This is a genomic window from Paenisporosarcina quisquiliarum (assembly GCF_027563315.1).
GTDB classification, from domain to species: domain Bacteria; phylum Bacillota; class Bacilli; order Bacillales_A; family Planococcaceae; genus Paenisporosarcina; species Paenisporosarcina quisquiliarum.
The window spans coordinates 1-13,235 of the sequence record NZ_JAMKBJ010000013.1 but is presented as its reverse complement, the minus strand read 5'-3'; the positions used below and the strand labels follow the sequence as shown (position 1 = coordinate 13,235).

Genomic DNA, 13,235 nt, shown 5'->3' with positions numbered 1-13,235 from the left:
TAAGAGGTCAGGTCGATCTTTTCCTCTTAAAGGTTCTTTAGCATTAATAATTGTCAGTCCCGAACTCGTTAAACAAGCTTCAGAACATGTGTAGTATCAGGTGTATCATGTGTCTCTTCAAATCCGTTTGCCCGGTAGAAAGCATCTGCTTTTGCGGATTCAGTACGACATGTGATTCTTGAGAAATTACCTTTTGCATGGTTCACAAGCTCCTGCAACAGTTGGGAGCCTACCCCTTGGCGTCGAGCATCTCCAAGCGTATAAAATCTCCTTAAGCGAGCTTCATCTTTATTTTCAGTATACGGATTTTGATTGATGCCGCCTATTGCAACTAACTTCTCTGGTCCTTCCCACACTCCGAAAAGCGCTTCACCGTCTTTACTGAATGTGTTCGATCCATCTTCAAAATCATTCACTAAACGAGTCAAGAAACGGTAACCTTCTTCTTCACTTTCCGTTACCAACTGCGATACGTCTACTTTCTTCAAATCTTCTATTCGTTGAACTTTGAACGTCATCTGAGTTTCTCCCCTTTAGTTAATAATTTAATTATTCTAACTATATACTATTTCGATACTTATGCGTCCATTCCCTTTATTTTAGACACATAAAAAAAGAGTGGGACATTCCCACTCTTTAAGCATTACATTATACTTCCACTGTATTTCAACTCATCTACAGATAGCTGATCCACCTTACCTTCTAATATCGCCTCTACGTCTTGCAGTGTTTGTGACAATGCCACTGATTGGCCTTTTTGTCCTGTTACCGATTCTGCAACAAAAAATGGTTGAGTGAAATAGGCTTCTAGTCGTTCTCCCCGTTGATATGTTTCCAACTCCGCAGCAGGAATTTTCTCCATGCCATGTACAGCAACCACCGAACGCAACTCACGATAGCGGCGTAATAATTTTTGTGCGCGCTGCCTCAAGTTAAAATGACGTTGGTCCAAATCAATTCCTTCCAAAATCGAAGACGTGGAGTAGATCGGGTGGACCGCCGGGTATTGGTGGCGACTCGCCAAATCGGCATCCAGTTGCCATAACGTTTCTAGCGGACCATAAGGCAAGTCTTCATCCACCACTTCACCGGACAAATCAACAAGAATGGTAGTAACGTTTTGAACACGCTCTGCCACCAATTTCTCTTGTAACTCCAGGAGTTCACCGGAAACGATATAACTCTTATCTGTAATGAAAATCACTTCTTCATTTTGGGAAGTTAAAGTGGAGTAAGTTTCATCGATTGTAGTTGTCACAATGTCAGCCAGCTCCGTTGTACCTTCAAGTTCAGGATGATTCCCAGTTGGTAGTAAAAAGACAGTCGTAAGGTCGCTTTCTTTGAAACGATGCATCAACTCAGCCAGAATAACTACTTGCCCCATACCAGGACGAGCCACTATCCCTTTTCCGTGGGCTTGGCTTCAGCCACCTACGGGGGTCTTCAGCTCAAGCTATTCCCACAGGAGTCTTCGTGGGCGGTCCCTGCCTTGCCTTTTTTACGAGTATGAGACAACAATGCTATCCTCTACCACTAGATGACGAGTTAGAGAAAAGCGAGTAATCAAAATCCATTTGAAACCTATAACCACACATCATTTCTAATGAATATACTAAAAACCCCATGAACGCTGGGTTCATGGCACATCAAAATATAAAAAAGCCATCCTCTAAAGGACAGCTTTCATAAATTAATGTGTAAATTTTTTATCGACATTGTACTTCGCAACAAATTTGTTGATTGCGTAAGTCTCATAAATTTCACGTTCCATTGCATCGTCAACGTAGAAAATCTTAATTTTCGCCACTTCATCACGGTGCTCTTTAAGTGGTGACACATTATCTTCAAAATGTTTTTTCACACGTTGTCTTACTTTACGTGCTTTGCCTACGAACAGAAGCTCATCTTCTTTGTTGTAAAACATGATGATGCCGCCTTTGTCGCGTGCAATCTGGTGGAAGTCGATGAACCCATAAATTGAAGGAATCTCTGGCTCTTCGTTTGATCGGTCTTGTTCACGTTGAACAATTGTTAGGTCTGGTTTTGGCATTTCAATTTTAATCATATTCAGTCACGTCCTCACTTCTTTAGAGTGTAATGCTATCACAAATAGCGGTAAAAATCTATCAGATATACATTGTTGACCTTTAGAGAAAGTTTTAGCCAATCCAATAACGTTTAATCACATTTCCATCATCTTCAACAAAGTCCGTGTCTTCAATGCCACCATTATTTTGAATGGTTTTTTCTGAACCGACATTTATCGCATCACACACAACTAGGACGCGATCGATTCCAAGCTCTCTTGTTTTTTCTAAAGCCAGTCTCAATAGTTCAGTTGCAAAACCTTTTTGTCTTTCTGACGGACGAATACCATAGCCAATATGTCCTCCAGCGTTCATCAAGTGTTCAGTTAATTTATGACGAATATTGACCACGCCAAGAATGCGGTATTCTTCGTCGATTAACCAATATGTCGAATCAGGTACCCATCCTTCTGGTAAACCAATCCCTTTTTCAGCTTCGAGTAAAGACTGTACCATCCCTTCAAAATCAGACGGATCTTTGCCAATTACCCAAGGAATCATTGCCTCACCACTTGCTTTCCATTCCTCGTAAAAAGACATGTAAGCAGGCTTTAAATCAATCGTTGGCAGAACCAATTTCACCATATTTTTCACCTCTTACATTATCTAACGCTTTCAATTGCTTGCTTCACGCTGCCATATGTATTGAATGATGTAAAATCAATACCAGCTTGTACAACTGCCATCGATAAATTCGGTCGAATTCCTGTGAACATGACATGAATCCCCAATAATTGCAATACATTATGAATCGTGAAAATATGTTGTGCTACTTCTGAATCAATCGTCAAAATACCCGAGAAATCGATAATTAAATGATCCACATCCAAAGATGGAATAGATGGCAGAACATTGTTCAATAGATGTTGAACTCGTGGGTAGTCAATTACTCCGATTAACGGTAAAACAGCGATACCATGTTGTATCGGCACGATTGGTGCAGATAATTCGTTGATTTCTTTTTGGCGATCTTTTAGTTGATCATCACGGTAAGCCTCATATGCAAAAATGGTTTCAATCATACTGACATCTAGCAGATAACTGATACGATTGCTGATTTTCAAAACATCTTCCGTCGATAAACCATGATCCATAGCAATTTGAGTAATGTTCTGTAAATACATCAAACGATTTTCTGCATACGGCTTAATCATTGTCGATAATTGAGCTAGCATAGCTGCTTGTTGTTCGCCATTTTTTTTACTCCATTTGATTAATTCAGCTGCCGCTACTTCGTTGCTAGCTTCAAATGAATTGACCAACATGTTTAAAAATTCGACATTTAGTTTGATTGATTGCTGAATCATTTCTTCGGTGACTTCGAATTCCGCTCGTTCAAGTGCAGGTCCAATCATTGATGTCACGATTTCTTCTGCATGATCCACCAGATATTTACCTACTTTTAAAATACCGTCCATTGTATTGCACATCCTCAGTTTTTATTGTCAGCTATTACTCTATAAGAGAATATTACTATAAACACAAGAGGAAAGCATGAATATTCAATAATTTACTAAATAAATAATAAAACCCACTCCAAAGAGTGGGTTACATCACTTTTATAGTTAAATACTTTGAAGAGCTTGACCAATCTTCGTCTCTGTTATGTTCCAATGGGAAGCATGCCAAATTGGTTCTTCATTCGACAAGATGAAAATCTGTGGCGATTGATGCTGCACGCCTAAGTTACTTTCGATTTCATTCGATACTGGACGACTTTCAATGACTTTTACTAAATAAGCGTCCACATCCGATTCAAATGACGTGAATTCACGGTAAGCAGCAGCACTTACAGGACAAGTAGTACTGTGTTTAAACAATAAGACTGGTTTTTCTTTTGATTTTTGAAGAACGTTTTCCCATTCAGGTAATGTTGTAATTTCAGTATATGTGGCCATTAATCATCATCCTTTCAATAGTTAGTTTTCCTATTATCTCGAATTTCAAACCGTTTCGCACGTATATTGCTTATGTCATATAAGTTCTCTACTGTTAATGTAGTGTTCTTGTCATGATCAAGTCCACTTGCTCATCATCACCCATATAAAAAGAGTGTGCGCCAGTTTGGACAAACCCCTTTTTCTGATAGAACGCAATGGCATTTTCATTTTCTTCCCAGACACCCAGCCAGATTTTCTTTTTCTTCTGTTCCTGCGCAATTTCCAGTGCTTTATTTAGCAACTGCTTTCCAAGCCCGTGCTTTTGGAATTTCTTCTTTACATAAATCCGCTCGACTTCAAGTGAGCCAGCACCCATTGCTTCCGACTGTGCCTCATTGGTATTGACCTTCAGGTATCCAGCGACTTCCTGATTGAGATAAACAAAAAAGAATTGCGAAGAACGATTGGCTAATTCCTGTTCTAGTTGTTCCAAGTTATATGCCCTTTCCAAATAGGCATTCAGGTGTTCGGATGAATTCTGATCCTTGAAAGTCTCGGTGAATGTTTCTACACTGATTTTTTGAAGTTCGCGTAAATCTTCGAGCATACATTTCTTTATCGTCATTGTCATTTCAATCGGTCTCTCCTTCAGCTCATTAATATTCTCTCTTGTTACCCTTTTTTACAAATTCCCATTCTTTCTCGACATTTTTCCTGATTCGCTGCAACAAATCGAAAGTGGTTTCTGCTTCCTTTTCGGAAAATCCCTCTAGTGCTACTAGATTTGAATAATCATTTTCTCTTTTGATGAAAGGGTATACCGTTTTCCCTTTCTCCGTTGGAAAGAGTCTTTTAATTTTTTTGTTGTGTGGATCTTCTTTCTTTTCAATAAAGCCGTTAATTTCTAATTTTTGGATAGCACGAGTTGCTGTAGACCGGTCCACCTTGATCATCTCCACTAAATGTTCCTGAATGGTTCCCGGGTTCTCACAGATTCGCACTAAGTACAAATACTGCCCTTTAGTGAGGTCAAATTCTTTAAATTCTATATTGCTAATCGAATCCAATGCTCTTGCTATCATGCCGATTTCACGCAGAATTTCCTTCATAAACAAACTCCTCAGTGAGTTTTTTTATTGCAAATGCAACAATAAAGATTTAGATTCAATTTAAACTATTTTTATTGCATTTGCAATAAAAATAGTGGCAAAGAGGCGGAGAAAAATGAATTTACAACGTGAACCCCGATTTTTCCTACGTCAACGCCATTTTTTCCTACGTGAACCTCGATTTCTCCTACGTGAACGCCGAAAATTACAACCAAGAATCGTCTCTCTCAAAAAACAACACAAAAAAAACCTCGACGAATATTTCTTCGTCAAGGCTTCATTTTATTGATCGATTAAACTGACAGATACTTTCACATCGAGCTTGTGGTTGCCGCCTCGGTAAACCCCTTGAACCGGACTGACATCGCCGTAATCGCGTCCCACACCAACACGAATGTGGTTTTCAAGAGCTTCCACATTATTTGTCGGATCAAGGCCTACCCAGCCGATACCTGGGACCATGACTTCTACCCAAGCATGACTTGCTGCGTCCCCAACCAATGCCGAATTTTCTCCGACATACAAGTAGCCGCTGACGTATCTTGCCGGAATGTGTTTATTGCGTAAGATTCCAAGCATAACGTGAGCGATATCCTGGCAAACGCCTTTCTTCAAGTCAAAGGATTCCACTGCTTTCGTTGAAACATTTGTCGAAGAACCGTCATACGTAAAACGATTGAATAAATACCCCATAACATCGATGGCATATTGGACAGGATTCGCCATTTGCCCTAAGTCTTTATCAACTTGTTCCATTTGTTCTGGTGTTAAATAGGTGTATGACGTATTACTTAAATAGGCTAAATAATGATTGCTGAATAATTCGGAATGGAAAATGGCATGCATTTCCGGTGAATAATCAATACGATGAATCCACGGACTCTTTTGAATGCTGACAACGGATGTTGCCTTAACTTCCAAGTGCTTGTGGTGATCCGCGATAAAAAAGGATTCGACACTGTTCCCCCAAATATCCACATGTTCTTTCGTTAGAGCTACAGGTGTAATATCCGTTCGATATGACAGCAATCGTTGACACTCATCCGTACGGGGTTTTAAGCGGATTGAGTTCATACTTTGATCCACCCATGAATCGTAATCAAAAATGTTGGTATGTTCGATTCTATATTTCATGGAAGAAGCTTTTTCTTTCATCGGTTGTTGAGTGAATTCGGACAACTGAGTTTGTCGTTGTGTACCAACCGGTTCGATTAAATAGTAAGTCTTCGAGAAAATTTGGCCGATTTCGTTACATTTGTTTTGGAACGTATTTAAAAATGCTAACATATCGTCTGAATTCAACTCTTGAATGGACATTTCATCGAATTCGTTCTTTAAATTTTCAAGAGCATAATATAATTCGGAAGAATAATGTGCAATTTTTGCATTTTCTAATAAATCAATCGCTGACCTTACATGGTTGATATTGTAATGAATCGATCTTGGAAACGATTCGTCAGTAATTAGAAAAGTTAAGATGGTCTTCGGGTCCATCTTAGGACGGTTTACTTTTAAATAGGCTTCATATCCATTCAACATGCGAAGTGCTGATAACCACGCATAGTAATCGTCACCTTTGTAAAGCAACTGGGTTTCCCGTGTCTGTTCACAAACCACGTTTAAAATACGTGCTGTTTTTTCTGCACGCTCCAGCCATTTCCCGATTTTAAGCATTCGGTAAGCGACACTGCGGGACATACCCGATTCAATGATTCCTTGTGCTGTCAAACACGTCAACTTCACTTTATGCAAAAATGTTCGCAAGTGATGGATTGAAAAAATTTCTTGTTCAGCTTGAATCGTAAACAGATACAAGTCATTCCATACTTCAAATAGTTCGTTCGGCAAGTGATCCCGGCTTTGACGGGCATTTTCCCGCGCGACACGAACGCAGCTATAGATGGAATTGAGATTATCTGTATGAAAAGCTAAATAGCGTATATAATCTTCATCCTGAGCATCTGCATTGTTTTGAAGTTTTTCAAGTTCGTCTTTCGTTGAACACGCCTCAAACATTATTTGCCAGTGTTTTCCGTCTAACAAATCTTCACTCGAAGTCTCAACCATTTGTGTTAAATGAACGTCCAAAATACGCGCATTTGATTCTGTACGTTCAATATTGCGTGCCATCCAATAGAGTGAATCTGCTACACGACTTAACATTAGCTCATCCCTCCTGACTTCATGACCCAAGTATCTTTACCGCCACCACCTTGTGATGAGTTCACGACAAGGGATCCTTTTTTCAGCGCCACTCGGGAGAGTCCCCCCGGGAAGACATGCGTTTCTTTTCCTCTCATGACAAACACTCGTAAGTCCACGTGACAAGGATAAAAATCTTCCCCTTGATATGCAGGGGCTCTCGATAATTTTATCGTCGGTTGGGCGATATATTGATGAGGGTTCTCGAGGATTTTCCCACGGAATAGCTCGATTTCCTCCAAGGTTGCGTGTGGTCCTACAAGCATGTCGTATCCACCTGAAGCTCCAACATTTTTAACGACCAACTCAGGTAATCGTTTTAGCACCCAATCCCGCTGTTCTGGATCATCCAGACGGTAAGTCATGACATTATCAATAATTGGCTCTTCTTTCAAGTAGTAACGAATCATATCCGGCACATACACATACATCGCCTTATCATCCGCCACTCCGTTGCCAATTCCGTTCAAAATCGCCACATTCCCTTGACGGTAAGCTTCAAGCAAACCATCAACACCTAAAGTTGAATCCTCGCGGAACGCCAGTGGGTCCAGGAAGTCATCATCAATTCGACGATAAATGATGTCCACTTTTTCAAGGCCACGGATCGTTTTCATATAGACAATGTTGTTGGCGACCATTAAGTCACGGCCTTCAACCAGTTGAAGCCCCATTTGTTGTGCTAAAAAAACATGATCATAGTAAGCGGAGTTATAAATACCTGGAGTCAGTAGAACTGCTCGAGGATTGTCCACTCCTTTTGGCGCATGGTCCATAATCGCTTCATGTAAATAGGTCACTTGATGCTCCAAAGTTTGGACGGAATGTTTTGCAAAAAATTCAGGGTAGACTTGTCGCATTACATAGCGATTTTGGTAGACATACGAAATGCCAGAAGGATTTCTCAAGTTGTCTTCTAATACTAAGTACTTGCCATTTTCATCCCGAATTAAATCAATCCCGGCCAGGAAAATGTGGTTATTCAATGGAATATTTATGCCTTGCACTTGCTTAGCGTAATAGTAAGGGTTGTCCACGACTAATTCTTTTGGAATGACCCCATCTTTAATGATTTGCTGCTCATTATACACATCATGTAAAAAGCAATTGAGTGCATCCGTACGTTGTACCATTCCTTTTTCTATCGTTTCCCAATCTTCTGGAGGGATGATGATCGGCACAAAGTCAAAAGGCATTGTGCGTTCAGCGCCCACATTATTATGATAGACCGTAAAAGTAATGCCTTGTCTTAAAAAAGATAACTGGGCTGTTTCATGTTTTTCCTTCAACTCATCGGCAGAGAAATTATGTAACATTTCATAAAACTTTTGATAGTGATCTTTAGGTTTCCCGCTTGCCTTTAACATTTCATCAAAAAACGGCTTTACTTTATACGTTGTAAACATGAAAACACCCTCTCTATATATGAAGTTGGAAAATTAAGAAAATAGTACATTAAGTTTATCATATCTTTCCTCTTTTCCTTACCCATTCTCCTACTTCCTGAAGCTTGCTTTTAAAAATATTATATGTTACCTTTTAGTCACATTATAAAATATAAGGATGTGGGCAAGCGAACTTATGATTAATGAAGAAATAACTCATCTTTTTAAAGCATTATCCCATCCAATTCGTGTAGACATTCTTGATCTATTGAAAAAAGGACCGATTTCCACAGGAGAATTAAGTGAACAATTCGATGTATCAAGATATGCAATCATGAAGCATTTAACGATTTTGGAAGAAGTCCATTTAATTGTAGTAAGGCGACAAGGACGAACTCGGCTGAACTTCCTGAATATCATCCCACTACAAGAAGTGTATAACCGTTGGGTCAGTAAATATGAATCCAAAATGGCAACATCCTTAACTAATTTAAAAACAAACCTAGAAGCTGGAGGAACAGAACTGATGAAAAAGGAAATTAGCTCATTTCAAATCGAACAGGAGATTGAGATAAAGGCACCGGTTGAACGTGTATTTCAGTCACTCGTCAACGACATCAACACTTGGTGGGAGTTTCGATTGCAAGCAGAAAACTCACATTTGACACTGGATTCGACTGTTGGTGGATTCTTTAAGGAAGATTGGGGAAATGGACAAGGAGCAATTTGGGGAACGGTTCTTTATTACAAAGAGAATGAAGAAATTCGTTTGCAAGGGTTACTTGGGATGACAGGCGCAGTGAACAGCCAATATGGATATGTATTAGAAAATCGCGGTGACTCAACGATTGTCAAATTATCACATAGTGCAGTGGGTTTACTTGATCCTAACTGGGAAGAAGCACATTCACAGGGATGGACATTGTTGTTGAACAATTTGAAAGAACAGGCAGAAAAGCAATGAGTAGCTATATCAAGACATTTCAAAATGCTGCATCAGCTGAAAAAATATACGAAGCTCTAACAACTGAAAAAGGGATAAAAAGTTGGTGGACAGTCGATTGTGATATAAGTACGAAGGTCGGTGGCGTCCATTCTTTTCGCTTCGAACGATTGCTATTTAATTCAATGAAAGTCATTGAACTTATACCAAATGAAAAAGTTCACTGGAAATGCGTGGATGGCTGGAATGATTGGAAAGGAACCGAAGTAATATTTACGCTTAGTCCACAGGAAGATGGAAAAACAGTTTTAGAATTTCAACATATAGGGTTAACTCCTTCCTTATCATGTTACAACATGTGTTCCAAAGGATGGGATGACACACTCCTGCACCTCCAACAATACGTAGAGACTGGAGAAATCACAGCTCATGTACCTAAGTCCGGTATAAAAGGCGTCTTAGCGCGATCAGCTTTCAAATTCTTTTCAAAGAAGTATATGTAGTGTCGCCTTGAAAATCAGTTAAAAAAAGGGCAGCTTCGACGTGATGAGTTTCCTCACGTCGAGCTGCTCTATATAAAATTAGTAAGAATACCGCCAACTTGGAGTTCCCTACTAATGGTTACTCGTATTGCCCAATAATTTCTACAGCCTTTTCCGTTATATCCGTATCAATGGCTTCATCAAATTTGAAGTCGCCTCGAATTGCACCGTTTTTCTTGTACAATTCATACTGATCACGAATGTCTCCTATGAACATTTTGCCATCTGGATTAAGCCCTGTTACATTTACGTCTTCCCATACAGCAGCATCTTTTAACGCTGTGTATTGCGTCATGATGTCAATGATCTCATCTTTGCCTTCCCCTTTTTTGAAGGCGTCGTTATAATCCCGTACCCCTTTCAGGTAAGCAGCCATGAAACGTAAAGAGACATCTTGCTCTTCATTCATAAACTGTGGTGAACCCAGTACCATGGCAATCTGTGCTTCAGGTGCGAAATCAGTGGCATCACCAAAACGTACATGCATCCCTTTTGCAACACCTGTAGTAATCAGCGGCTCGATGTTTAATGCGGCATCGATTGAGCCATTGTCTATTGCTGCAAGCATCGTTCCGAAATCAGGCATGAGGACGAACTCGACATCGTCTTTCGTCAGTCCTGCGTGATCAAGCATCAGATGGAATATATAATCGTCTACTCCGTTCTCGCCGGAAACCGCAATCCGTTTACCTTTTAAATCACTATACGTTTTAATTTCATCCTGTTTATCTGCACCAATCACAAATGTGAAGTAGGATTTTCCTTTTACATTATGACCTTTATCGGCCACAATTTTCACATCGATTCCTTGCGCAATTGCATTAAAGAAGGCGGCTGAAGAAATGCCTCCCGCAATATCTACTTCTCCCGAAGCAAGCGCAGGTAACATGTCATCGCTATTTGCGAATGTGGCGAATTCTACTTCGATATTATAGTCAGCAAAATAGCCTTTCTCATTCGCAATATAGAAACCAGCTCCAGACGCAGCCCCATCTTCCGCTACGACAACTTTTGTTTTCTCCTTCAATGGCGCTAAATCCCCGGAAGGATTATCTTTATTCACATCGTCATTCACTTTCACCGTTTCCTTATCGGAGCATCCCCCAACAAGTAATATCAAAACGCCTAACATTGCTAACCACTTCTTCATTTATTCACTCCTCGTTTACAATCTTGACCCTTGTACCTCTACTTGCAAATGACGCCAGATGGCCAAAAACTTCGAAGCCATTTCTGGATTCGATCTAAAATCTTCTAGTTTTCTTGGACGCGGCAAATCTATTTTCATTTCTGCCACGATTTTTCCGGGTTGCGCACTCATCAGTAGGACACGATCACTTAAATACAATGCTTCATCGATGCTATGTGTGATGAACAGTACCGTTTTCTTAGTCTCAGACCAAATGGACAATAATTCCTCTTGTAAGATGTATTTGTTCTGTTCGTCTAGAGCGCCAAACGGTTCATCCATCAACAAGATTTCAGGGTCGTTCGCAAATGCTCTCGCAATGCTGACGCGTTGCTTCATGCCCCCAGAAAGCTCATTTGGATACATTTTTGCGAATTTCCCAAGACCTACTTTATTTAAAAAATAAGCTGTTCGTTCTTTAACAATTGCTTTTGGCAAATGCCGCATTTCAAGTCCAAACGCTACATTTTCCTCAACCGTCATCCAGGGAAGGATGCCTCTTTCTTGAAACACCATCGACTGACTAGGTCGATCTTCGTCACCCGGTTCGATTGTAAACTCCCCGGAACTTTGGTTTTCTAGCCCTGCCAGGATTCGAAGTAACGTTGTTTTACCACATCCGCTCGGTCCAACGAGACACACAAACTCCCCGTCTTCAATATTGAGAGAAATATTTTCAAGTGCTGTGACACTGTTATCTTTCTTATAAAATACTTTCGTCAAATCTTGAATCGATATTTTGGGTTTTGAGCTCACGTCGTCACCTCCACGGTACTAATTTTCGTTGTAATCCTCTTAATAACAATGAAAAGATATAACCAAAGAAAGAAATCAGGATTAACCCGACAAACATCTCTTTTAATAAAAACGCACTGTAGGAAGTCCAAATTAAATAGCCAATTCCTGAAGTTGCGCCCATCATTTCAGCTGCGACAATGGTTAGCAACGCAATTGCCTGCCCCATTTGAATCCCTTCGAGCATGACCGGAAGCGAACCTGGTAAAGCTATTTTCAAGAAGAAATCCTTTCTGCTTGCTCCATAATTTTTCGCGACATCCAAATAAATAGAGTCGATCGAAATGACACCGGCTACAGTATTAATCACCACTGGAAAGAACACACTTCCTGCAATCGTAACTACTTTAGACACTTCACCAATACCGAAAATGATTAAAATAATCGGCAATAAAGCAATTGTGGGGATTGGCATCAGAGCCATTATAATCGGAGAAATAAAATGGCGGATCGGTGCATAGAGACCCATGCATAAACCGATGAGTATTCCAGGAATAACACCAAGTAAGAAACCAAATCCTATTCGAAACAATGAAATGTTAATGTGGTGGAACAATTCACCAGACGTGAGCAATTCAATAAATGTGGAAACAATAGCAGTTGGCGGAGGGAAAAACCTCGCATCAATCAGTCCGCTTTGAGAAAGAAATTCCCAGACGAGCAAGAGACAGACGGGAGAAAAAATGGTTAGCCACGTTTTCAATCGATTCTGGTTTTGCTGCTTTTTCCATTCCTGTTGTTCCGTTTCTATTGGATCTTTTATATCCCTCATTTTTCACCACCTCTTCATCCAAATAATATGTAGGCTTGAGGAAATGTGTGCTCACTGAACAACGAAAGAAACCGTTCGTTTTCAGACGTCACTGATGATTTTTAAGACGTTAATCTTGTTTTTTTAGACTTGGCTTCTTTGTCTCGCGTTTCATACGTGAAGTAGAACATGATGTCTCTTTGTGACGTAGGAAAAAACGGGGACCACGGTTTGGCCCCCTCTATTTAGACACCATCTTTAAAAATTAAAGACTAATCTTTTGTGAATGGCCATTATTTTCTTGAAAACGTCTTAAAAACTGGCAAGGTGAAAGATAATTTAAACTTCCATG

At 40.0% G+C, this 13,235-nt stretch carries 15 protein-coding genes; 2 read left to right on the top strand and 13 right to left on the bottom strand.

Annotated features, from left to right (window positions below):
* Positions 1-68: 68 nt before the first annotated feature.
* From M9R32_RS13175 to M9R32_RS13130, 10 genes are all read right to left on the bottom strand, one after another.
* Positions 69-518, bottom strand: a complete 450-nt coding sequence (locus M9R32_RS13175) for a GNAT family N-acetyltransferase (RefSeq protein ID WP_269927206.1) — start codon at positions 516-518, stop codon at positions 69-71.
* Between the two features lie 125 nt (positions 519-643).
* Positions 644-1,384, bottom strand: coding sequence for an ATP synthase beta subunit C-terminal domain-containing protein (locus M9R32_RS13170; protein ID WP_269927205.1), 741 nt, complete (start codon positions 1,382-1,384; stop codon positions 644-646).
* A 306-nt stretch (positions 1,385-1,690) separates the two neighbouring features.
* On the bottom strand, positions 1,691-2,065 hold the full coding sequence (locus M9R32_RS13165) for a nucleotide excision repair endonuclease (protein WP_269927204.1): 375 nt from the start codon (positions 2,063-2,065) through the stop codon (positions 1,691-1,693).
* A 94-nt stretch (positions 2,066-2,159) separates the two neighbouring features.
* Entirely contained in the window at positions 2,160-2,672 is a 513-nt protein-coding gene (locus M9R32_RS13160; RefSeq protein ID WP_269927203.1) for a GNAT family N-acetyltransferase, read from the bottom strand.
* Between the two features lie 17 nt (positions 2,673-2,689).
* A complete protein-coding gene (locus M9R32_RS13155; protein WP_269927202.1) occupies positions 2,690-3,505 on the bottom strand; it encodes an STAS domain-containing protein in 816 nt (271 codons plus the stop codon).
* Between the two features lie 147 nt (positions 3,506-3,652).
* Positions 3,653-3,985, bottom strand: coding sequence for a bacillithiol system redox-active protein YtxJ (ytxJ, locus tag M9R32_RS13150; protein ID WP_269927201.1), 333 nt, complete (start codon positions 3,983-3,985; stop codon positions 3,653-3,655).
* A 94-nt stretch (positions 3,986-4,079) separates the two neighbouring features.
* Positions 4,080-4,598 (bottom strand): spermidine/spermine N(1)-acetyltransferase, encoded by a 519-nt coding sequence (gene paiA / locus M9R32_RS13145; protein WP_269927200.1) that lies wholly within the window; start codon positions 4,596-4,598, stop codon positions 4,080-4,082.
* 25 nt (positions 4,599-4,623) lie between these two features.
* Positions 4,624-5,076 carry a MarR family winged helix-turn-helix transcriptional regulator gene (locus M9R32_RS13140; protein ID WP_269927199.1) on the bottom strand — a complete coding sequence of 151 codons (453 nt, stop codon included), beginning with the start codon at positions 5,074-5,076 and terminating at the stop codon, positions 4,624-4,626.
* Between the two features lie 282 nt (positions 5,077-5,358).
* A complete protein-coding gene (locus M9R32_RS13135) occupies positions 5,359-7,239 on the bottom strand; it encodes an alpha-E domain-containing protein (protein ID WP_269927198.1) in 1,881 nt (626 codons plus the stop codon).
* Positions 7,239-8,684, bottom strand: coding sequence for a circularly permuted type 2 ATP-grasp protein (locus M9R32_RS13130; protein ID WP_269927197.1), 1,446 nt, complete (start codon positions 8,682-8,684; stop codon positions 7,239-7,241). Before M9R32_RS13130 ends, M9R32_RS13135 begins: the two co-directional genes overlap by 1 nt.
* A 175-nt stretch (positions 8,685-8,859) precedes the next feature.
* On the opposite strand from M9R32_RS13130, the gene M9R32_RS13125 reads away from it, so the two are divergent.
* Positions 8,860-9,627, top strand: a complete 768-nt coding sequence (locus tag M9R32_RS13125; protein ID WP_269927196.1) for a metalloregulator ArsR/SmtB family transcription factor — start codon at positions 8,860-8,862, stop codon at positions 9,625-9,627.
* Positions 9,624-10,109 (top strand): SRPBCC family protein, encoded by a 486-nt coding sequence (locus tag M9R32_RS13120; protein ID WP_269927195.1) that lies wholly within the window; start codon positions 9,624-9,626, stop codon positions 10,107-10,109. Before M9R32_RS13125 ends, M9R32_RS13120 begins: the two co-directional genes overlap by 4 nt.
* Positions 10,110-10,227: 118 nt before the next feature.
* Here M9R32_RS13120 and M9R32_RS13115 read toward each other — a convergent pair whose 3' ends face one another.
* Genes M9R32_RS13115 through M9R32_RS13105 form a run of 3 tightly spaced genes read right to left on the bottom strand, consistent with a single transcriptional unit; the run spans position 10,228 to position 12,904 of the window.
* The gene (locus tag M9R32_RS13115) at positions 10,228-11,298 is read right to left on the bottom strand and encodes an ABC transporter substrate-binding protein (RefSeq protein WP_269927194.1); all 1,071 of its coding nucleotides are present in this window, start codon (positions 11,296-11,298) and stop codon (positions 10,228-10,230) included.
* Between the two features lie 15 nt (positions 11,299-11,313).
* Positions 11,314-12,093 carry an ABC transporter ATP-binding protein gene (locus tag M9R32_RS13110; RefSeq protein WP_269927193.1) on the bottom strand — a complete coding sequence of 260 codons (780 nt, stop codon included), beginning with the start codon at positions 12,091-12,093 and terminating at the stop codon, positions 11,314-11,316.
* Positions 12,094-12,097: 4 nt separating this feature from the next.
* Positions 12,098-12,904 carry an ABC transporter permease gene (locus M9R32_RS13105; RefSeq protein ID WP_269927192.1) on the bottom strand — a complete coding sequence of 269 codons (807 nt, stop codon included), beginning with the start codon at positions 12,902-12,904 and terminating at the stop codon, positions 12,098-12,100.
* Positions 12,905-13,235: the final 331 nt, after the last annotated feature.